Below are 19930 nucleotides of genomic sequence, written 5' to 3'. Positions count from 1 at the left end.
CCGGCTCCCGGGACTTCCCGCCCGCGGCATACGGCCTGTCAAAGAGCCGAGTTACCCCCAAGACGCATGTGCTGCCGTCTCAGCCCGGCGAGTCCTCCCGGGGGCAGATAGGCATAGCCGACGATGGTGTCCAAGGCCGTGTTGGCGGCATCGCGGCGCTCGCGAGCCGTCATCCGCTCGCACTCCTCGTGCATGGCGTGGGCGGTAGCGCCCTGGCCCGCGCGGGCCAGGCGTCGGAAGGAGAGACTGGCGAGGCCGGGCAGGTCTGGGTCGGTCTGATTGGGGGGCGGACTTCCTTCAGCCTCGATCATCGCGCCGCACGCGAGTTCCACCAGGCGGGCACAGGTCGCCGGGTCCTCGACCAGCAACGTGAGCGTCACGTCCTGACACGAGGTGCAGCGTGCGAGTGCGGCCCCTGTGACGGCCGCGAACAGGGCATCGTCCGCGTCCGGGCCGTCGGAGTGCGGCAGTTCCTCCAGATGAACGCCAGGGTGGTCGTGCGGGTCCTTCGAACTGCGGCGCGGCTTGCCGGGCTTATGACGGCCCACGGATTCCTCCTCCTCGGCGGCAGGCTGATGGGACCTGCTCGATGGCGAACGTAGTGGCGCGTCCGTCCCCGACTGACGGATATTGCCGATCGCCTACCAGGCATCTCCGAATCCTGGTAGGTCTCTGGTAGGCCGGCGTCAGCCCGTGCGGCCGACCGGGGAACCCGGCAGGACGACCGGGACCAGCGCCTGGCCGGTGACCTGAGGTAGAGACACGGGGTGGAACCGCCCCCAGGGAGGGTGTCAGCCCCGAGGGCACGGCGCCTGTGCGGCTCCACGCGCGTACCTCCATCGAAACAGCACCACCCAATAAGTAGAACTTAGATTCGATAAACAATGGAGGTACGGGCCGCCTATCACCGATAGATACGGCTTCGTGTCACCAAAAAATACGGCCCACATCAGCGGATCCATCACTTAAAAAGCATTCCCAGCTGCAGATCGACCTCGCACCCAACTGACATCAGAAGCCGCACATCCTGCTGACACCTCAGCCGAACTTCACAACCGGCATCAAAAGCACGCCAGCAGGAACCCCCTCGGCCCGTTGACGATATGAACGCGGAATTCGGGTACAACACCCATCCACTGGAATGCCCAACCATGTAGAAATCCCATCAAGCCGAATATGGAATACCCCCATACCGAAAACCGCCTGCCGTCGTTGGGCAGGTCATGACGCCTTCTCCCCCGCCCGTTCCACCGACCGCCCCTGTGAGACCGCGTTTGAGATCTGACATGGGACGATCGGTCGGTGACTCGATTCGTGAACCGTGACCGCTCTCTTGAGGAGCTTGAGCGCGACCGCTGGTCGGTCCCGTCGGGCGGCGAAACCCGGTTGATGGCGACCGTACGCGAGCTTCGGCGCAAGCAGATCGGCGGCCTGACGGTCGAGGACATGCGGCTGCTGATCGGGCAAGACGCGGGCCTTGCCTATCTCCTGCCCCTGGCGGTGGAGCTCCTCCGGGCCGACCCACTGGCGGAAGGCGACATGTACGAGGGCGATCTGCTGGCTGCCGTGCTCACCAGGAGTGCGGAGGCCTGGAGTGGGTTCCCCGAACTCGGGCGGGAGGTCCGCCTGATCGTCTCGGAGCTGGCCGAGGTGCCGCCCGCCCTGGAGCGCGAGGTTGAGGGGTTCTTGGCTCGGTAGCTCGCCGCATCTAAGGCGCGGACGGGAAGCCACCGGCCGATGCGGCCACACGTCAGTGGAGGTGCGGGCCAACGTCAGCGTTCCACCCTGCTGCACATCCCCACCTGCGGCTCAGCCTCCAAGCAACCGCTGACGCGAAGCCGCATCCCGCTGACACCGCACCCGAACACCACAGCGCTCGACGGCCTGGCCGTTGTCACGACCAGAGCCACTGCCGGGCATCCGGCACGGGACTGGCCGGGGCGGGGCCGGCAGTGAATCACCCGATCGGGTAATTCCACGTCAGGCTTGGCCGGTCCTGCCCGCCGAAGGCGACAGACTGTCCGCGTACACGCCAAACCAGCAGCCCGCCCTGACATCCCGGAGGATCCCCATGGCCGTCACCGACAACAGCGGAGTGGTCGCGAGGCTGGACAGGGCGTTGGCGACGCTGCGCGCCGATGCGAACTCCAAGGCGGCCGTGCTGTTCGACAGGACCGGCCGGCGGATCGCGGCAGCCAGTGACGCCGCAGGGCTCGACACCTCCTCGCCCGCCGCCCTGACCGGTGGTCACGTCGACTCCGGCGACGGCCAGGCCCGGCTGATCGGCCAGGGCGAGTCCACGGTCCTCTCCCCGGGTCAGCAGGACAACATCCACCTCTCGATCGTCGCCAAGGCCGCTCTGCTCATCGTCGTCTTCGACGAGCGGTCCTCGCTCGGCCTGGTCCGCCTTCGGGTCAAGAGGGCCGCCGCCGAGCTGGAGACGATCCTCGGCGACGACCCCGGCCTCGCCCCGATCACCGACGAGGACGTCCAGGACCTGTTCGAGGCGTAGCCCCGCCCACGGTGCCACCGGCGGTCGGCCGTGCGCGGTTGGGCGGTGCGGTGTGGGCGCGTACACGCTGCCCCCCCGGCGTAGACGGTGACCGCAGCGGCGTAGGCGGCCTCGTCTCCGGCGTCTGCGTATCGGGGCCGCCGAGCAGCGGCGCTCCTGCGTAGCCGGGGGCGGCCTGGCCCGGTCGGCCCCGGCCACGTCTGCGACCGCAAGACCGATGAGGCCTCGGGCTTCCCCGGCGAGTGGATCGGCACCACAGCCGTCAGAACTGGCGGTGCCGTACGACGGGCCGGACGTGCGGGGCCTGCTCGGTGCCGCGCAACGCGAAGGCCGCGGTGCGGGTGCGCTCCAGCCAGCTCATGACCTGGCGCAGCGTGGCGGGGTCGAGGTGGCGGGTGAGGTCGCGGACGGCTCCGTGGCCGGCGTCGGCATACCGGTCGGCGCAGCGTTCCTCGGACCGGGCGCGGTCCTGGGCCTGCTGGAGGCTCTCCAGGGTCATCCCGGCCGCCCGGCGAGGGACCCGACTGCGAACGTTGCCGAGCAGCCGAGCACTCCTGGGAGATTCGCCGGCGGTACGAGTACCGCGAGTACGACGACCCGCAGGCCGGCCGCCAGCTGCGGACGTTCCTGCGCGGGCGGGCGTGGACGCACGCCGAGGGGCCGGTGGCGCTGTTCGACCACGCGGTGGCGTGGCTGCGCCGGCACCGGGTGCTGCTGCCGGGCGTGTCGGTGCTGGCCCGGCAGGTGGCGGAGGTGCGGACGGTCGCGGAGAAGCGGCTGCACGCCACGGTGGCCCGGGCCGCCCGGCGGACGGACGCCGCTCTGCTGGGCGAGCTGGTGCGGCTGCTGGGGTACCCGACGGCGCCCGGGTCTCGGAGCTGGAGCGGCTGCGCCGGCCGCCGACCTGCACGACCGGGACGGCGATGGCGCGGGCGCTGGACCGGGTGAACGAGATCTCCGCGTTCCAGCTGGGCCGAGTGAACCTGACCCGGGCGCCGGTGATGATCGCGCTCGCCTTCGGCAAGGCCCGCACCGGCGCGGCCCTGGACAACCCGGTGCTGAAGACCGAGGGCCGCGTCACCCTGATCGACGGCCTGCTTGCCGCCGCCGTCCTCGTCGGCTGGTGCTCAACTCCCTGGCCGGTCTTTGGTGGGCCGACCCGGTGGCCGGCTACGTGCTCGTCTACTACGCGATCCGCGAGGTACGCGAGATCTTCTCCACCGGCCACTGACAGGTCCGCCCAGGGGGCCGGGGAAGCGGCCCGGACCGGGCAACGGCTTCACCCCGAAAGAGACCTCGTATGGAAAAACCCCATACCAAAACCGCCCGAAGTCATCGGCCAGGCCATAAAGCCCTCCTCCACCTGCCGGCCTGTGCCCCCAATGCCGAGCAGGCCGCCCCGGCAGACCCGGGACAAACTCGGCGGTGGCTCCCGGCGGGCGGGTGCTCGGCGGCCTGGCCGGGCCGCCCGGGTGGCCTGGGTGCACACGGCACCGGTGTTGCCCGCAGCCCGGTCGGGCTGCGGGCAACACCGGTGTGCTCAGTCCTGGCCCGCGACGAGACAGGCGAACTGTGCGACGGGACCGATGAAGTCCTCCAGGAGGCCGGTGCAGGTATCGAAGTCGCCGTTTGCGGCAGCCTGGCAGGCCGCCCGGGCGGCCTGCGGAGGAGCGCCTTGCCGCGTCGCCTGGTCGACGCACTGCGAGACGGTGGCGTGGGCCGCCGGGGCGGCGGCGACCATCCCGAGGGTGGGGAGGAGGGCGGTGGCCCCGGCCAGGGCCAGCGAGGTCAGAAGTCGACGCACGGGAGTTCCTTTCGGTTCGCCGGGCCGCGCACACCGGCGGCCGGGCAGCGGATGACCGGACGCCCCGGGCCGGCAGAGAGCCGGGCCCGAGCGCCGCGAACCAACAGCTATCACCCCATTTCGCACCCGGCAGCCCCCACTGGCCCGCAGGAATGGCCCGACAGTCGGCAGGACGGACCGGGCACTCCACTCCGCGAACCAGCGATCACCGACGGTCGGGCCCGGCAGACGAGGCGTCAGGCGGGCTGGCGGGAAGACGTCGGGCGGGCCGTCAGACAGCCACAGCGGGCCCGCCAGAGCCCGGCCGCGCGGCCCTCCAGCCGCCGGGGGCGGGCGCGGCCCCCGGCCAGGGCGGCAGAGAGCAGCAAGCGCCAGTGGCCCCGCCCGCCCGGGTCCGGGTGCTCGACGGCCAGGCCGTCGGGGCGGCCTGCGGCGGCGAACAACAGCCCGCCGCAGGCGCGAACCCCGAACCGCCAACCGACCAAGACCAGAAGACAGAGGAGAAGGGGTTGCCGGAGTTTCCGAGCCCCGGTCAGGTGCCTTGAGCTGCGGTGATACCAGGTCAGGCCATGGGACTGGGTGTCCACAGGACACCCCACAAGGGAGCCGGAGAGGTGCCCCACAAGGCGCTCCACAAGATGCGGCGTGGGGCCGGCCCCGCGCCACCGCTGTCGGACGACAGCGAACTGTCGGTGGCTGGCGACGGGCCGTACCGCGCGCTCGGCTGCGGCACAGCCTGCGACTCAACCGCGATCGGCGGCAGGCCTGGTGACGCACCGATGACCCGCGCCGCTGACACTTCGTGTCGTTTCGCTGAACCGGATGTCGTCCGGCAAGACGGACGCGAAGGGGAGGCCGAGCGCCGTCTCCGCCCGGCCGCCCCTTGACCGCACACCCCACAGCCCCTCTCATGGAAGGACGGCGGGGAGGTGGTCACGGTGGCCGACGGACCGAACGGCGGACGTGACGTACCGGGAACGGTGATGGCCGTGGTGCTGGCGGTGATCGTGCTCGCCCTGATGCTCTGGGGGGCGACCGCGAACGGCGCCCCGCCCGGCCGGTCCGGCTGCACGGCCTCCTGCGACTGGCACTGAGCCTGCGCCTCTCGACCCTCGGCGATGGCCCTTTTGAGCACCCCCTGGGGGACTGTCCCCGCATGGGCTAGCGCCAGGTAGACCTGAGGAGCGTGTTGCCGCACGGCTGGTCCTTGTGACCGTCACTTCTCGTGCCTCATGTCGCCGATCACTGACATCTCACGTCGCGACCCACTGACGTTCTGACGTCGTCCGACAAAAAGCAGGCCGAGCGCCGGTGAGCGGCCTCCTCCCCGACCGACCGCGCCCAACCCGCCACCACCATCCGCCACCAGGACCAGGCGCACAGAGGTATGTCGGGCCGGTGAGAAGCACCGAAAGCCGGCCCTGGCCTGCGGGAACGGCCAGGTGCCGGACATGGGTACCGAACCCTGTACAAGCAGCCGGACGAGAGCTTCGTCCGGCTGCACTTGGCGGCTTGGTCGTCGTCGTTACCCGGCCGGGCCGGCACCGGCCAGCACAAGACTTCCCCGGCCCCACCGCCAGCCGGTGCTTCCCAACCAGTCCGATACCTCAGGTCAGAGCGGTGAAGAGCTTCATCGCGGCCATGGTGACCAGGAGGGCCGCGCCACCCAACAGGTACTGGGTGGCACGTCGCATCCTTCGTGCTCTGAGCTGGTGAACGCTGATACACCGCCACAGTTCGAGTGCGGCGGCGTCGGCCGCGGCCTCGACGGTCTGGGCGGAAAGCCCCTCACGGAACTGCTCCGGGGACGCGAACGCCTTGACGGTGTCGCTGTAGCTGAACGCCACAGGGACCAAGGCGTCGGGCGGCTGCGCCAATGACGGCAGCTTGCCCGACCCGGTGAGTACCGAGGCAGCGAGGGTCGCCGAAAACGCGCTCACGACCAGCGCGAGGAGCCCGACCGCCCCAATGGCTGGCGATACGTCCGACGATGTCGCTCCGGAGGCGAACACCACGCCGGTCATCAAGAGCGCGTTGGCGCTCAGGAGAGTACCTGCCCGGTTCACCAGACCCAGGCGGAGCGCGTCCGCCCGGTCCAGGTGCCACTGGGCAAGCTGTAGCCGTCCCTCAGGGCGTAGTTGCTCATCCACATGCCCCACCCGGAGAGCGGGAGAGCGCGGCTGGAGACGAAACCACTGCGGTCGCCGACAGGCGGGTGGGAGGAGAGGTCGAGTGTCGGTGAGCGGCCCGCTCGGGGCCGGCCGTGCCCGCTCTGCCGCCATCCATCATCAGGACCGGGCCCGCTGTACTCGACGGTCTGGCCGTCGGGCGGCCGGCGGCGGCGGCGATGAGCAGCCCGCCGCGGGGGCGGACGCCGGACGGTCTGGTCGGGGCCGGGTGGCAGGCCGGACGGCGTGCACCGGTCTGTCGCTCGGCCCGTACTCAGGTCGCAGGGAACGGGCGGGGTGGGCAGGCGGCTCGTCTACTGGCAGTGCTGCCGGGGGCTGACGCCGGTCCGGAGGGGCAGGGCGGTGGCGGGGGCTCCGGTCAGGGCGATCATCCGCAGTTGGTTCCCAGGACGATCATGGAGGCGCTGTCTATCGCGCCGTACCAGTCGATGCAGTGGCCCTTCCCGTAGACGTACACCGGGCCGGCGTATCCGCCGTAGTACCCCTGGTCGACGTCCGCCCAGCCGGGGTCGCCCGCCTGCGAGATCTTGACGACCATCCACGGCTTGGTGCCGTCGTTGTAGCGCGTGGTCACCGCGCAGTTCATGCCGTTGGAGGAGTTGTAGGTCAGATAGAGCGTGCCGTTGCCGACGGGGGCCGAGTTGACCACCGAGTAGCCGGAGCCGCAGGCCCCGTTGTAGGGCGCCGCGAGGATCTGCTGCGGAGCTGCGGTGGCGGGAATGGTCCCGAGCACGGACAGCGCCGCCGCTCCGAGGGCGGCCTTCGTCGCCAGGGCCTTGCCGGAACGGGTCTTGTTCTTCGGCCGAGCAGTGCGTGTGGTCATGCCGTTTCTCCCTTGTCCGTGGCATCGCTGTGCCTGGTCGCATCGGCGGGAAGCCCTCGCCGGCTGCTGTGGTGGGGCTGCCTCAGCCTCGTTCACCTGAGGGGGCGGCGTCTTGTACAAATGCGAATGTCCTTGGCGGGCAGGCCCGTTGGGCTGGGTCGGCGCGGCAGCGGCGAGCGCTGTGGGCCGCCGTGCAGCGGTTGGTGCTGAAGGGGGCGGAAGCGATCTGCGCGGACAGCGCGAAGTGGCCGCCCTTACGGCTGGGGTGCACCGGCTCCGTGTGTGTTTCGGGCCGATCCGGCCGCCAGTACCGCGCTGGTGACCTGGCCCGTGAGCCGGTCGGTCGGCTCGGCCCGCGTCGGGCGGCCGCGGTGGCGGAAGAAGTCGCGGGGCGTATGGCCGACCATGGCCCGGAAGGCCCGGTCGAGGTGCGCCTGGTCGTAGAAGCCGCACTGCGCCGCGATCTGGGCCCCGCTGCTTCCGGGTGAGGCGTCGAACGTGGCCAGGGTCCGCTGGAGTCGCAGGATCTGCGCGACCTGCTTCGGCGGCATGCCGAGCTGGTCCCGGAAGCGCAGTTCCAGCCGCCGCCGGCTCCACCCCGTCAGCTCGGCGAGCTGTTGGACCGGCACTGCCCCGGCGGTCCGGCGGATCTCGTGCCACGCCGTGGTCACCGAGGGCGCCCATTGGTGACCGGCCGACAGCCGCGCGACGAAGAACGCGTCAAGCAGGGCGTGGCGCGCGTCCCAGCCGTCGGCGTCCGCCAACTGCTCGGCCAGGTGGCGTTCCTGACGGCGGAGCAGCTGGCTGATGTCGACCCACTGGTCTCCCAGCTCCGCGACGGCGGGGCCGAAGACACCGTATGCGGCCTGTGGGGTCAGCGAGACTGCCACACCGGACAGTGAGCCGCTGTGCTCGGCGATCGTGGCCGTCCGGCGCAGGCCTGCCACCATCGAGGAGAGCGGGACGACGGGCCCTCCCAGGACGGCGTCCGTGAGCCGCAGGGAGCCCTCGAAGCCGAAGGTCACGGTGAGTGCGTCCGTTGGCACTTCCAGGCGGCGCCTGAGTCGGCGCAGGTTCAGCCGGTAGCCCCGGTACCCGAGTACCTGCCCCCGCAGGCGGGTTTCCGGGAGTGCGTGGACCGTCTGCCACTCCCCGTCGGTCTCCGAGAATCCCTGATCCATTCGCATGCCGTCCTCCTGTGCGAAAAGACGAGCTATTGGAATGTCCATGATGACCAGGCGGGCAAAAGCACGGGGGAAAGACAGCAAGGTCGTCCGATGACGTGCGCCGAGGAGTCCCATCTGGCTGAAAGCCGGCTCTTCGGCCGGATCTGCGGGTGTGATCAGGCGGGCTGGCGTCGGGGCAGGGTGGGGCGGTTGCCGCCGGGACAGAGCCCGACGAGTGCGATGACGGCACCGGCTCCTACCGCCTCGCCGCCACCCGCGCCGCCTGCGCAAACGCCACGTCAAGGCCGTCGTAAGGACCGGAACACCGTCGAGCGCCCGATCAACGGGTTGAAGGCCTGGCGGGGCGTCGCCACCCGATACGACAAGGCACCTGGCAGCCACCTCGCCGGCCTCCGTCTCCGGAACCGGGCCGGCTCCATCGAACGGGGCGGCGGCGGGCGCCGGCCGGGCGGGGCGGCGCCGGCCGGGCGGGGCGGCGCCGGCCGGGCGGGGCGGCGCCGGCCGGGCGGGGCGGCGCCGGCCGGGCGGCAGGCGGCTGCGGGAGGGCGGGCGCGGCGGAGCGGGGTGTCGAGCATGCGGAGTGCGGCTTCGGAGGGCGGTCCGGGCTCGACGGGGTACAGGCCGAGGGTCTGGTGCGGGGCGCCGGCGGGTGTGAACGCCTCGAAGCCGAGGGTGAGTTCGCCGGCGACGGCGGCGTCTCGGGCGCTCCCTGCCCGGGCCGGCCGCGGCGCCGACTTCAGCTGGCGGCGCGGTTCGGCCGGATCGACGGCCTCGGTCTCCCGCTGCGGCGGGCGGTCGGGGTCGAAGCCGTAGGTCGGGGCGAAGCCGGGCCAGGGGTTTGTGCGATCGCCGACAGGCCGTTTCGGTCATTCGGTGACCGATATCCGCGGAGGACCGTCTTCTTTCGCGGATGCCGCACCCCGGGGTGCGGGGGCTGCCATGCTGGCATCAGAGGAATGTGACATTTCACATTCCGCCCATCGTCCCATCCCCGCCCCCGAGGAGAGACACCCATGAAGACCACCGTCATCGCCGTCGCCGCCGCGGCGGCCCTGACCACCCTGGCCACCGCCCAGGGGGCCGCCGCCGCGCCGAGCGGCCCGGTCGGCCCGGTCGTGACCTGCGGCACCCCTGGCGCACCCGGCCCGCTGCTGACCCAGGCCTGCGTCGAGGTGACCGGCAACCAGGTCCGCTTCTACGGGGTGGCCACGCCCGCCGACCCGTCCTGGCAGCCCCGGCTCCTCGGCTTCACCGTCTCCGGCACGGTCGTCGGCAGCGCCCCCCTCGCCCCCGTCCACCCGGGCCTCATCGTCCAGGCCGGCTCGAACCAGGTCGGCAGCGTCTTCTCCAGCGCCCCGTGCGGCGCCACCGTCAGCACCACCTTCTCGGTGGCCCAGCCCGGCTGGCCCACCTCGACCGCCACCGTCTCCACCGTGGTGGCCTGCTGACGCCGGACTCCCGCAGGTGTGCCCCGGCCTCCCGGGGCGCACCCCGGCGCCGCCAGGGTGCTGACCGAAGCCGTCCGGGTTCCCCGCACTCCGCCGCCGTGGGTCGCCGACCGCCGTCGAGGCCGCCCTGCGGCGGTGCCGGAGGAGTTCGAACGGACCGCCGAGCCGCGGTGGTGAGGAAGTCGAGGACCTGGACGAGGACGCCCTCGCCGAGACGCCGCCGAGGCCCGCGTCGTCGGCGCCGTTCCGGCCCGCGCCGTCGACGACCTGGTGCGCGGCCTGCTCGGGCAGCCGACCGACCGGCTGGGCCGCGATCAAAGGGCTCGGCCGCGCGCTCACCGCGGCCGCGCAGGACCGGCCCCTGCCCGCGTGGGCCGCAGACGCCCGGCCGCGCCGAGGACGTCCGCCGGCGCCGAGCCCGCACCGCACTGCTGGAGGCCGTCGCCCGCCACCACCACGGCGCCCTGCCCACCGGGCCGCCGAACGACCGGCCGTGGCGACCAGCGCTCAGCGGGCGCGCGGCACAGGCTCCCTGTCACCGACAGCTCCCCCACCGCCCGATCTTGACCGGTAGGCGACCGTGCCTGGCACCGCGCCTGCTTGCGGTGGTCCCCGGCTCCCATCCCCGGGGCGGACTGTGCGCGGACGTCGCGGCCGCTCCCCCGCGGCGGCGGTCGTCGTGTTCGGCGGCGGTGGGCGTCGCGTCCACTCCTCATTGCGGTCGCGGTGCGGGCTTCACCGGGTTCCGGGCAGGCTGTGCGCTGCGGCCCGCCGGTGGGGCGCCCGGCCGGGCGGCGGCCGGGGGCGGGTGTGTGCGCCGGGCGCGGGCGGGCCGCCGGAGGCGGGCCTGCTTGCGGCCTGGCTACTGGTGGTCGGGCGGAGGGCGTCGTGCAGTAGCCGGATCACGTCCTCGGTGAGGGCGGTGCGGTGTTCCTGCGCCAGGGTGAGCAGTTCGGCGGCCCGGGCGGGGTCGGCGTCGAGGGTCGGCGTCGAGGGTCGGGGGCGGGCGGGTGAGCCAGGGGTGCGGGGCCAGTTCGCGGATCCGTGCGGTGGCGTCCGCCGTGCCCCGGGCGGCGAGCCGGGGGTCGGTGTCGCCGCCCGGGAGGAGGGCGGCGCGCAGGGCGGTGAGGCGGTCGCGCCGGGTCAGCAGCCGGTGGCCGGCCCGTCGGACAGCCGGTCGCTGCGGGTCGGTGAGCAGGTCCCACAACAGGTCGGCGGGCAGCTGGGCGGCGCTGGGGGCGAGGGTGGCGGCGGCTTCCTCGACCACCGCGGCGGAGCCGTTCCGCAGCAGCGCCGTGGCCCGGGGCACGGACGCCAGGTCGAGGCTCCGCAGGGCGTGGACGCGGACCTGGGGCGCCGGGTTGTCCAGGAGCGCGGTGAGCAGGGGCCGTCGGTCCGGTTGCCGGTCTCGGCGAGCCCCGCGACCGCCCCGACCTGGGGCTCGTCGGCTTGGACGGCCGTGCGGTAGTGCGTCAGCGGGTCGGTGCCGGTGCGGCGTGCGGCTCTCCGGCCAGGGCGCGGATCGGTGCGGAGGGGTCGTCGAGGTGCGGCGCCACGTGCTGCGGGGAGCCGGTGCGCATCAGCCCGGTGAGGGCGATGATCCGTACCTCGGCGTGGCGGCTGCGGGCCAGGCGGCGCAGCAGTTCGGCCTGGTCGGTCCACACCGCCTGCCGGGTGGCGGCCTCGGCGGCCCGGGCTCTGGTCTGCCGGTCGGGGTCGTTCTCGGCGAGGGCCGTGAGGGTGCGAAGTGCGAGGTGGTGTGCGGTGGTGTCGAGGACGAAGCGCCGTACCGCCGGGTCGGGGGCCGCGAGGAGCGGTGCGGACGGCCTGGTGGCCGTCGTCGGTCAGGTGGTGGGGGCCGGCGCGGTCGAGGGCGGTGCAGAGGGATCGGGCGGCGGGGCCGGCAGGATGGCGGTGGGCGGCGGCGACGGTCTGACGGGCCTGGCGGGCCTGGCGGGCGGCCTCGCGTGCGCGGTCGGCGGCCTCGCGGAGGCGGCGGTCGGCGAGCAGCGTGTGCTGGAGGGCGGTGTCGCGGTCGGGGTCGTAGCGCTCGGTGTGGGTGGTGGCGGTGTGGTCGTGGATGCGCCGCCGCTCGGTGCGGGCCGTGGTCGCGTCGGCGTGGGCGGTCTCGTCTCCGGCGTCGGCGTACCGGTCGGCGCAGCGGTCGCCGAACTGGGCCTGGTGCAGGGCTTGCTGGATGTTCTGCGGGGTTGTTCCGGCCGCTCGGCGGCGGATTGGGTGGGGGTGGTGGCGAGCAGGGCGTGTTCCTGGGTGGTCGTCCTGGTTCTGGGTGCGGTCGAGGGCGGGTGGTGTCGGTGGTCACCGCCGTTCCTCTTCGTTCGGCGGGTGGGCGGCCGCCCGGTGGCGGCTGCCGGGCGCCGGGTTTCAGGCGCCGGGCGCCGGGTGCCGGGTTTCAGGCGCCGAGGCCGACGTGGGAGACGTACTGGTAGGCCCCGTAGTCGCTGTCGAGTTCGCTGATGACGTCGTCCCAGATCTCTGCGAGTTTGTCGGCGTCGCCGGTGGTGAGGGCGTCGACGGCGTCGTCCCAGATGTAGCGGGCCTGGAAGGAGCGGACGCGGAGGTTGTCGCGGCGGCGGGGTTCGTCGACGGCGTCCTGGTTGATGGGGTGGATTTCGATGCGGGTGCCGCGGCCGTCGCGGTTGAGGTGGGCTTTGAGGATGGCGGGGTTGTTCAGGACGTTGGCCGCGCGGAGGTTCCAGTAGGCGGTGTCGATCGCCTCCAGGTTGGCGGGGCGGGGGCGCTGGGTGCCCTTCTTCCAGGCGCGCATGGTGGCGGGGGTGGCGGTGACGCCGGCGTCGGCGAGGGCCTGGCGGCCGCCCTTGTGGGACATCAGGTAGTTCATCCGGGCCTTGAGGCCGCGCCGGCTGCCGGCCGGGGACTTGATGCCGCCCTCCAGGATCATCCGTTCCACGGCGTCCTCCAGGGCGCGGCCGAGGGCGACGGAGCCGTGGACGTTTCCGGGGTCGATGCTGGCTCCGTAGCGGCCGAAGTTCTTCCATCCGTCGGTCGACACTTTTTTAGGCGCTCCGCTTCCGGTTCAGGGGCAGGGTGTACTGGTCCTTGAGTTTCATCTGGGTGGTGAGTCGGCCTTCTTCGAAAACGCCGCCGTTGGCCTTTCGCCATTCGCCGCCGGTGACGTGCAATTCGTCGGTGCCGCGCAGCCTGACGATTGTCAGGCCGCCGTTGTGGGCGCGGTGGGCCTTGTACCAGAGGTTCGCGAATGCCTGGCTGCGGATGATGTGCATCCAGTCGGGTCGGCGAATGTCTCGATTGTAGGTGGATTCGCCGATGGTCGAGGCGAATTTCGCGTACATGGCCTTGACGTATTTTTCGGTGATGGGGTCGCCGTCGTGGATGGCGTTCTCGCGGGCCTGGGTGAGGACGCGGCGGAACTTCTCCAGCAGGCCTTCGGAGGCGCCGGAGGTCCAGGCTTCGGTGATGTGCGGGGCGTCGGTGAGGCCGAGCTTGTGGCAGCGGATCAGCAGGCGCACGGTGGCGCCGTCCAGGAGTACGGGGCCGGCCTCGTGGCGGTTGCCGATCGGGTCGGGCAGGTGCGGGTGTTCCCAGGCCGGGCGGGCGGGGAGCAGGTAGATCCCGGAGCGCTTGGGGTCGAAACCGCCGTCGGGCTGGTGGACGAGCGAGCCGATCGGCAGGTGGGTTTTCAGGGCGCTGCAGTAGGCGGCGTTGGTGTCCAGGATGTCGACCGCCAGCCGGTCCAGGTCACCGCGCTTGAGGGCTTCCATCAGCGGGGCGTTCTCCCATTTGTGGCGGCCTTCCCAGATTTCGTCCGCGCCGTTCCGGGTCTTCTTGGAGAGGAATTCCAGGCGGTCCGGATAGACGGTGTGCTCGTACGCGGCGCCGACGCGGGTCGCCTCGAACAGGGCCATCCCGTTCGGGATCGCCTTCTTCTCCAGCGCGGCGGACGCGGCCTCGGTGTCGCCGTCGTGCTCTTCGAGGGCCTGCTCGACCGCCGAGGTGATCATGTCGAGGTAGTAGCCGAGGTCCCGGCCCGTACCGGCGTACTCCGCGCGCGGCGCGGCGGACGCGGGACGGGCGGCCGGCCGCGAGGCCGGGCGGGGCGCGGTGTCGGCGGTCGGCGTGGCGGCGATGCGCGGGTGGCGGGCGAGCGCGTCCAAGGCGGCCGGCGAAGGCCCCGCCGGCTCTGCTTGGGTGTGCCTTTCCACGGCGGGGGCGGGCGCGGCGTGCTCGGCCGGGGCCAGCGGCTCTGCGACGGACGTGGTCGGCTCTGCGGCGGGCGTGGTGTGTTCGGAGGTGACGGCCTGGGCGGGCGCTGCCACGGCGGCCGGAGCCGCCCGGAGTCGTTCGGCGACCCCGGTGTCGGGGGTGCACCAGCCGCCCATGTGCATCGGCCGGCCGCCTGAGCGGTACGGGCTCGGGCGGCCGCACCGCGCGCAGGGTGCGGGCTCCGCGCTCAGCAGTTCCCCGGCCGCGGTGCGGTCGAGCTCCACCACCCGGCTCTCCTGCTCGGCGCCGGGCACCTGCGGCGGGGCCGCGACGGCCGGGGCAGGGGCAGGGGCGGCGGCCGGGACGGTCGGCTGCGCCGGCGCGGCGGTCGGGGTCTGGGCGGTGAAGGTGGCCGGCACCGGCTGCGGTGCGGCGGTGTCGGGGGGCCAGGTCAGGGACTGGGCGGCGTGGGTGGGGCCGGCGAGCAGGTCGAGCGGCGTCATGCCCCAGTGCAGGGCGAGGGCGTCGACTTCGTCCAGGGACCAGGGCTGGGCGCCGGACTGACGACGGGACACCTTGTCCTGGGTCAGGTCGAGAGCAGTGGCGAGTTCGCGCTGACTCTCGCCGGTGCGCTGCCGGATCGCGGCTACGGTGAGTCGCAACGTTTCCAGTGTGCTGAGTGCCATTGCGGCACTCTATCCATACCCCATGGAGAATTTCCATAGAATTGGGGTAGATTCACTGACCGGGTGATACGGGCGGGAGGTTCGAGGGGCCGATGCCGTGGCCGGCCTTCCGGGCAGGGCCCTGAAGAACGTGCCGAGTGCCGCCACCCGGGTCCGGGCGGGCGAGTGGTCCGGACCCGGTGTGATCGGCCGTCAGAACGGTGCGGGGGCCCCTTCCTGGGCGGCGCAGGCAGGGGCACTGGCGGCGTACGCCGACTCTGCGGCCCAAGCACCGGAGGACTTTGGAGGTCGCACAGGGTTGCCGGACCGTGCCTATGCACTCGACGATCAACCCTTGCAATAGACCCTTGCCGGGACATCCTCGAATGTGCGGACCCGGCACATGACGGCCGACGTCATCATCGCCGAGGGCGTGCCGGCCGGTCACCGCGCCGCGAAGCGGCGAGCCGCTCCCGAGGCGTCCGGGCCGGGGGCGGCCTGACGCGACGCCACCGGGCCCGGACGGTACGCACCCCGCCGGTGTCCGGCTGCGCGCCACTGGCAACACGTCAGGCGCCGGACCCCGGGGCGTCGTGGTGCGTGGTGCGTGGTGCCGGAGCGACCGGCCGCCCCGGTAGGTTACGGCGCGCCCAGGGCCCACAGTTCGGTCTTGGCCCAGGCGCCGACGATCGCCACGTCCGGGTTCTGGTGGCGCAGCTCGGCCCAGCGGCCCGCCAGCAGCTGGAGCCGGACGGTCAGCGGGAGCTGCGCCAGCACCGGAGGCAGCCCGGCGGCCGCGGGAGTCGCGGCGAGGGTGCCCACGGTGATGCCCTCCGCGGCGGCGGCCGCGCCGAGGGCGGCGGTCAGGCCGTCCGGGTCGGCGTCGGGTTCGAGCAGCAGCAGGCCGTCGGCGGCGCCGAACGGCACGGCCGACCCGTGCAGGTACAGCTCCGACTCGTAGCCCTCGGCGAGGATGCGGGCGGCCTCGCGGACCTTCAGCGCGCCCTCCCGGGCGGTCACCCCCCAGGGCCCGGCGCCGATCACCGCGAGCGCCCGGGCGGGCAGGGCGACGGCGTCCAGGCCTGGCTCCCGGCAGGCCTCGCGGACGGCCTCGGCGGTGCGGTGCAGTTGCTCGGGGCCGTACTGCCCGGCGCCGAGGCGGTGGGCGAGCCCGGCCAGCACGGTCAGGGCGGCGGTGTAGCTGACGGTGTAGGTCTCGGACTGCTCCTTGGCCACCGTCTCGACCGACTCGGCCCAGTCGGCGGTGCCGGCGCCGGTGATCGAGACCGTCGGCACGCCCGCCGCGAGAGCCTGCTCCCGGCAGCGCAGCGCGAAGGCCGTCTCCGCCGTGTGGGTGATCACCACCACGGCGTCGTCGGAGCGCAGCGGGGCGCCCCAGCGGGCGAACTGGGCGGCGGACGACCAGCGGGCGTCCACCCCGGCGTGATGGAGCATCATGGCGCCGAGTTCGGCGGCGTGCTGGCTGGTGCCGGTGCCGAGCAGCAGCACCCGGCGGGCGTCGGCCAGGCGCTCGGCGGCCTGCCGGAGGTCGGCCTCGGCCAGCCGGTCGACGGCGTCCGCCTGGGCGTGGACCATGCGGTGCAGGGCGGTCTCCTGGAAGGTGCGGGACACGGGGGTCACTCCTCTTCGGCCGGGCGGGCGGCCGTACAGATCAGGTGCGGCGAGTGGACGTGGAACGGGCTGAGGTCGTAGTCCCCGTACAGCCCTTCCGGGGCCAGGCCCGCGCGGGTGAGCAGGGTGGTCAGCTCGTGGGCGCTGTAGACGCGGTAGTCGGCGGTGACGCTGCGTCCGACCGTGCCCGACGCGGGGTCGAAGGCCTGGATGTTCCAGGTGATCCGGCTGGTGTGCGCGTCGAACCGCTCCTCGTACAGGTACGTGGTGCCGGTGCTGGAGTCGAAGTTGCGGACCACGAACTCCTGCGGCGCGGTGCCGAAGGACTCGCCGCTCTGGGTGAGGAACCAGTCCCGGTTCATCACGTCGATCAGCAGCCGCCCGTCCGGGGCCAGGCGGCCGCGGATCTCGCGCAGGACGGCGAGGTTCTCCTCGTCGGTGTCGAAGAAGCCGAAGCTGGTGTGCAGGCTCACCACGGCATCGAAGGAGCCCTCCGGGAGGGCGCTCAGGTCGCGCATGTCGGCCTGTACGAAGGAGACCCGCTGTCCGGCCCGTGCGGCCCGCTCGCGGGCCTGCGCCAGGTACGGCTCCATCAGGTCCACGCCGGTGACGTCGAAGCCCGCCGCGCCGAGTGGCACGCTGTGGCGGCCGGTGCCGCAGGCCAGGTCGAGCAGGGTGGCGCCGGGCTTGGGATCGAGCGCGCCGGTGACGCAGCGCACCATCGCCTCGGCGGTGGCCGTGTCGCGCAGCTCCAGGTCGGAGCCGGTGTAGACGTCGGTGAAGAAGGTGCTCCACCAGTCGGTGGGACGGTCGGTCACGGGTGTCGGTCCGTTCTGTCGTGCGGGGGAGGGTCAGGCGGGCGGGCGGGCCTCGACGCCGAGGAGGCCTGGGGAGCCGGGGGCGTCGGGGCCCGCCGGTCCGAAGTGCTCCAGGCTGGCCCGGAGCCCGGGGCCGGTGTAGTCGACGTAGTACAGGCGGCCGGTGCCCGCGCGCAGGCCCGGCAGGCCGCCGAACTCGCCGGCGGCCCGGTACTCGCCGTGGCCGCGCTCGACCACGGTGAGCGCCCGGCCCTCCAGGGCGGGGCGGTCCGGGTCGAAGCCGGCCGCCTCGGCGGTGGTGCGGTGCCAGTACGAGCTGCGCTCGGTGCCGTCCGGCAGGGCCTCGACCGCCAGCCAGAGCGTCGCGCCGCCGGGCCCGCCGGTCAGCAGGTACTCGACCCAGCGCTGGGTCGCGCTGCGGACCTGGACGGCGCCGAGGACGGTCGGCCCGCCCGGCAGGGTGTCACCCGGGAGCAGGTGCAGCAGAGCGGCCATCAGAACTCCCGCCGGCTGTTCGGCCGGGACTCCGGCCGCCACGGCGCGTCGTGCAGTTGCTCGGGCCCGATGGGCAGCCCGGCCATCAGCGCGGCGTTGTGGTAGGCCGGGCTCTCGTCGGCGGTGAAGTAGTCGAGCATCATGGTCCACTCGTCCGGGGCGGGCTCGCCGGCGGGCGGCGGGTAGGGCGTCGGGTCGGCGTAGTACGAGGAGACGGTGACGTCGATGTGGTACAGCGCGCGGTACCGCTCGGGGTCGGCGTCGGCCGGCAGGTGGCCCGGCCGGGGCGGTCGGCGCACACCGTAACCCGTGGGGAAGGAGTCGCCGAGGTGCCAGGTGCTGCCGTGGCCGGCCGGGTGCCCGATGCCGCCGTTGCCGACCGAACGCAGCGCCGTGCCATGGGAGTTGCGGATGGCCTCGGCGTGGGTGCGGAACCGTCCGGCGTCGTGCGCGGCCTGGGTGTGGTGGCCCACGGCGTTGATGTTGAGCAGCATGCCGCCCGGTACCCGGTGGTCGTGCGCCCGGGTGAGGTGGGCGCCGGTGAAGAACACCGTCATGCTGGCCGCGAACAGCTCGATGCTCCCGTCGGGGCGGCGCAGCGGCACGCCGTCCAGGCAGATGGTGTCGGCCTCGATCGGCGTCCACTGCGGCAGGTACAGCCCGACCAGCAGCCGGAACACCTCCACCAGTTCCGGTCCCGGCCGGGCGTGGGCCAGTCGGGCGCTGCCGAACATCACCTGCAGACTGCTGGTCCGGCCCTCCAGTGCGCGCAACTTCCAGCGTTCCCGGGCCTGTTGGAGCAGCTTCTCGACGTGTTCGGAGCCGAGGGACAGATCCTCCTCGGTCACCCAGCAGATGTCGAGGGCCGGGTCCGCGCCCGGCCGGGAGGCCACCTTGGCGAAGACGCACGGCTGGTGCCTGCCGAACCAGCGGCGCAGCGCCGTCTCCTTCTCCTCCGGGGAGGCCGTCGCGGACAGCAGTACCGCGTGCGCCTCGTCGATGTCGGCCCCGAAGCCGTGCTCCGGGCCGGCCGGGACGAGTCGGTCCAGGGCCGCCGTCAGCGGGTCGCCGCCTTCGGCCGCAGCCGCCAGCGCGGGTGCGGCGAGGCTTTTCCCTCCAGTACGTCGCATACGTAACTCCCCCATGTGGGTGCGTTCTTGAAGCCGTGGCCGGAGTCGCCCCCCACCAGCCAGACGGATGGGGCGGCCGGATGCCGTCCGAGGACGAACTCCTCGTTCTCGGTGGTGGTGTAGGTGCAGGTCTCGGCGGAGAGCACCGGGGCGCCCGCCAGCGCGGGAAAGCGCAGGCGCAGGTAGGCCCGGGCGGACTCCGGTAGTTCGAACGGTGCCGTGGGCCGGGCGCCGGGGGGTGCCTCGGTGTCGGGGACGACTTTGACCCCGGTGCCGCTCAGGGCCCCGATGCCGTACATGGCCCGGCCCTGGTCGAGCCAGGCCGGTCCGGTCGGCCCGCAGGGCAGCGCGGGCGAGTCCAGGTAGTAGCTGACCTGGTCCGCCGGCCGCCCGCAGGCGAGCTCCGGGAAGAGCCCGGGCAGCGCCGCGCCGACCGCCCAGACCACCAGTGGGGCCCGGTGCTCGGTGCCGTCGACCAGTACCCCCGTACCGGCCGGGCGGGCCTCGCCGCGTACCAGCTCGCAGCCGAGCGCCCGGCAGGAGGCGGCCAGTGCCCGGACGGCGCGGCGGGCGCGCAGCACGCCCGCCTCGGGTTCGTACAGCGCGAATACCAGGTCTTCGGTGCCCGTCGTGGGGAAGCGCCGGGCCACCTCGCGGGGCGACAGCCGCTCGACCGGGATGCGCAGGCCGCGCAGCACGGCCAGCGACCGCTCCTCCCAGCCGGTGGACGTTCCCCGCGACGCGAAGCCGAGCACCCCGGACGGGATCAGCAGCTGCTGGCCGCTCTCGCGTTCCAGCTCCCGCCAGCGGCGCACCGATTGCCAGGTCAGCTCGGTGTACTGGCTGCGCGCGCCGTAGGAGCAGCGCAGGATCCGGGACTCGGCCGCGGAGGGGCCGTGCTCGCCGGGCTCGTCGGGGTCGACGACCGTCACCCGGTGCCCGCGGCGGGCGAGTTCACGGGCGATCGAGAGGCCGACCACTCCTGCCCCGGCCACCAGCGCGGACGTCACTGCGGCCGGCC

18 protein-coding genes and 3 pseudogenes are annotated in these 19930 nt (G+C 73.1%); 6 read left to right on the top strand and 15 right to left on the bottom strand.

Translation table 11 applies throughout. The features are described from left to right. Window positions 1-38 precede the first annotated feature (38 nt). The gene (locus ACGFWJ_RS27155) at window positions 39-548 is read right to left on the bottom strand and encodes a hypothetical protein (protein WP_392954275.1); all 510 of its coding nucleotides are present in this window, start codon (window positions 546-548) and stop codon (window positions 39-41) included. Window positions 549-1302: 754 nt separating this feature from the next. On the opposite strand from ACGFWJ_RS27155, the gene ACGFWJ_RS27150 reads away from it, so the two are divergent. Beyond that, entirely contained in the window at window positions 1303-1698 is a 396-nt protein-coding gene (locus ACGFWJ_RS27150) for a contact-dependent growth inhibition system immunity protein (RefSeq protein ID WP_392954273.1), read from the top strand. A 373-nt stretch (window positions 1699-2071) separates the two neighbouring features. After that, window positions 2072-2512 (top strand): roadblock/LC7 domain-containing protein, encoded by a 441-nt coding sequence (locus ACGFWJ_RS27145; RefSeq protein ID WP_392954271.1) that lies wholly within the window; start codon window positions 2072-2074, stop codon window positions 2510-2512. Between the two features lie 262 nt (window positions 2513-2774). On the opposite strand, the gene ACGFWJ_RS27140 is transcribed toward ACGFWJ_RS27145, so the two are convergent. Beyond that, complete coding sequence (locus ACGFWJ_RS27140; RefSeq protein ID WP_392954269.1) at window positions 2775-3011, bottom strand: hypothetical protein; 237 nt, start codon at window positions 3009-3011, stop codon at window positions 2775-2777. Window positions 3012-3052: 41 nt separating this feature from the next. Here ACGFWJ_RS27140 and ACGFWJ_RS27135 point away from each other — a divergent pair. Next, window positions 3053-3528: pseudogene (locus ACGFWJ_RS27135) on the top strand (DUF4158 domain-containing protein); the annotation flags it as partial. A gap of 524 nt (window positions 3529-4052) precedes the next feature. Here the strand turns inward: ACGFWJ_RS27135 and ACGFWJ_RS27130 are convergent. Continuing rightward, the gene (locus tag ACGFWJ_RS27130; protein WP_392954267.1) at window positions 4053-4316 is read right to left on the bottom strand and encodes a hypothetical protein; all 264 of its coding nucleotides are present in this window, start codon (window positions 4314-4316) and stop codon (window positions 4053-4055) included. Between the two features lie 938 nt (window positions 4317-5254). On the opposite strand from ACGFWJ_RS27130, the gene ACGFWJ_RS27125 reads away from it, so the two are divergent. After that, on the top strand, window positions 5255-5410 hold the full coding sequence (locus ACGFWJ_RS27125) for a hypothetical protein (RefSeq protein WP_392954265.1): 156 nt from the start codon (window positions 5255-5257) through the stop codon (window positions 5408-5410). Between the two features lie 513 nt (window positions 5411-5923). On the opposite strand, the gene ACGFWJ_RS27120 is transcribed toward ACGFWJ_RS27125, so the two are convergent. The 3 genes from ACGFWJ_RS27120 to ACGFWJ_RS27110 form a co-directional block, all read right to left on the bottom strand. Then, window positions 5924-6466, bottom strand: a complete 543-nt coding sequence (locus tag ACGFWJ_RS27120) for a hypothetical protein (protein WP_392954263.1) — start codon at window positions 6464-6466, stop codon at window positions 5924-5926. A 406-nt stretch (window positions 6467-6872) separates the two neighbouring features. Next, entirely contained in the window at window positions 6873-7328 is a 456-nt protein-coding gene (locus ACGFWJ_RS27115) for a spore-associated protein A (protein WP_392954262.1), read from the bottom strand. A 254-nt stretch (window positions 7329-7582) separates the two neighbouring features. Continuing rightward, window positions 7583-8515 carry a helix-turn-helix domain-containing protein gene (locus ACGFWJ_RS27110; protein WP_392954260.1) on the bottom strand — a complete coding sequence of 311 codons (933 nt, stop codon included), beginning with the start codon at window positions 8513-8515 and terminating at the stop codon, window positions 7583-7585. A 291-nt stretch (window positions 8516-8806) separates the two neighbouring features. Between ACGFWJ_RS27110 and ACGFWJ_RS27105 the strand changes: the two are divergent. Together ACGFWJ_RS27105 and ACGFWJ_RS27100 are read left to right on the top strand one after the other, a co-directional pair. Further along, window positions 8807-8917, top strand: a pseudogene (locus tag ACGFWJ_RS27105) (IS5/IS1182 family transposase); the annotation flags it as partial. 611 nt (window positions 8918-9528) lie between these two features. Next, complete coding sequence (locus ACGFWJ_RS27100; protein WP_392954258.1) at window positions 9529-9963, top strand: hypothetical protein; 435 nt, start codon at window positions 9529-9531, stop codon at window positions 9961-9963. A gap of 862 nt (window positions 9964-10825) precedes the next feature. On the opposite strand, the gene ACGFWJ_RS27095 is transcribed toward ACGFWJ_RS27100, so the two are convergent. From ACGFWJ_RS27095 to ACGFWJ_RS27055, 9 genes and pseudogenes are all read right to left on the bottom strand, one after another. Beyond that, window positions 10826-11272, bottom strand: coding sequence for a hypothetical protein (locus ACGFWJ_RS27095; protein ID WP_392954256.1), 447 nt, complete (start codon window positions 11270-11272; stop codon window positions 10826-10828). A 163-nt stretch (window positions 11273-11435) separates the two neighbouring features. Then, window positions 11436-11696, bottom strand: a pseudogene (locus ACGFWJ_RS27090) (HEAT repeat domain-containing protein); the annotation flags it as partial. Between the two features lie 680 nt (window positions 11697-12376). After that, a complete protein-coding gene (locus ACGFWJ_RS27085) occupies window positions 12377-12997 on the bottom strand; it encodes a hypothetical protein (RefSeq protein ID WP_392954254.1) in 621 nt (206 codons plus the stop codon). Window positions 12998-13001: 4 nt separating this feature from the next. Then, on the bottom strand, window positions 13002-14855 hold the full coding sequence (locus ACGFWJ_RS27080; protein ID WP_392954252.1) for an acyltransferase: 1854 nt from the start codon (window positions 14853-14855) through the stop codon (window positions 13002-13004). Between the two features lie 618 nt (window positions 14856-15473). Beyond that, on the bottom strand, window positions 15474-16466 hold the full coding sequence (locus ACGFWJ_RS27075; protein WP_392954250.1) for an SIS domain-containing protein: 993 nt from the start codon (window positions 16464-16466) through the stop codon (window positions 15474-15476). Between the two features lie 5 nt (window positions 16467-16471). Further along, complete coding sequence (locus ACGFWJ_RS27070; protein ID WP_392954248.1) at window positions 16472-17284, bottom strand: class I SAM-dependent methyltransferase; 813 nt, start codon at window positions 17282-17284, stop codon at window positions 16472-16474. 33 nt (window positions 17285-17317) lie between these two features. Further along, the gene (locus ACGFWJ_RS27065) at window positions 17318-17779 is read right to left on the bottom strand and encodes a DUF4178 domain-containing protein (RefSeq protein ID WP_392954246.1); all 462 of its coding nucleotides are present in this window, start codon (window positions 17777-17779) and stop codon (window positions 17318-17320) included. Further along, a complete protein-coding gene (locus tag ACGFWJ_RS27060) occupies window positions 17779-18909 on the bottom strand; it encodes a hypothetical protein (RefSeq protein WP_392954244.1) in 1131 nt (376 codons plus the stop codon). The genes ACGFWJ_RS27065 and ACGFWJ_RS27060 overlap by 1 nt, the downstream gene beginning before the upstream one ends. Beyond that, window positions 18837-19919 carry an NAD(P)/FAD-dependent oxidoreductase gene (locus ACGFWJ_RS27055; protein ID WP_392954242.1) on the bottom strand — a complete coding sequence of 361 codons (1083 nt, stop codon included), beginning with the start codon at window positions 19917-19919 and terminating at the stop codon, window positions 18837-18839. Before ACGFWJ_RS27055 ends, ACGFWJ_RS27060 begins: the two co-directional genes overlap by 73 nt. Window positions 19920-19930 lie beyond the last annotated feature (11 nt).

Source organism: Kitasatospora sp. NPDC048407, from assembly GCF_043200475.1.
Classification (GTDB): domain Bacteria; phylum Actinomycetota; class Actinomycetes; order Streptomycetales; family Streptomycetaceae; genus Kitasatospora.
This window is presented reverse-complemented; position numbering and strand designations above follow the sequence as displayed.

Coding starts and splice junctions, on each gene's coding strand:
- ACGFWJ_RS27065 (WP_392954246.1), bottom strand. CDS start 17,779: ATGGCCGCTCTGCTGCACCTGCTCCCGGGTGACACCCTGCCGGGCGGG.
- ACGFWJ_RS27115 (WP_392954262.1), bottom strand. CDS start 7,328: ATGACCACACGCACTGCTCGGCCGAAGAACAAGACCCGTTCCGGCAAG.
- ACGFWJ_RS27110 (WP_392954260.1), bottom strand. CDS start 8,515: ATGCGAATGGATCAGGGATTCTCGGAGACCGACGGGGAGTGGCAGACG.
- ACGFWJ_RS27100 (WP_392954258.1), top strand. CDS start 9,529: ATGAAGACCACCGTCATCGCCGTCGCCGCCGCGGCGGCCCTGACCACC.
- ACGFWJ_RS27080 (WP_392954252.1), bottom strand. CDS start 14,855: ATGGCACTCAGCACACTGGAAACGTTGCGACTCACCGTAGCCGCGATC.
- ACGFWJ_RS27140 (WP_392954269.1), bottom strand. CDS start 3,011: ATGACCCTGGAGAGCCTCCAGCAGGCCCAGGACCGCGCCCGGTCCGAG.
- ACGFWJ_RS27145 (WP_392954271.1), top strand. CDS start 2,072: ATGGCCGTCACCGACAACAGCGGAGTGGTCGCGAGGCTGGACAGGGCG.
- ACGFWJ_RS27060 (WP_392954244.1), bottom strand. CDS start 18,909: ATGCGACGTACTGGAGGGAAAAGCCTCGCCGCACCCGCGCTGGCGGCT.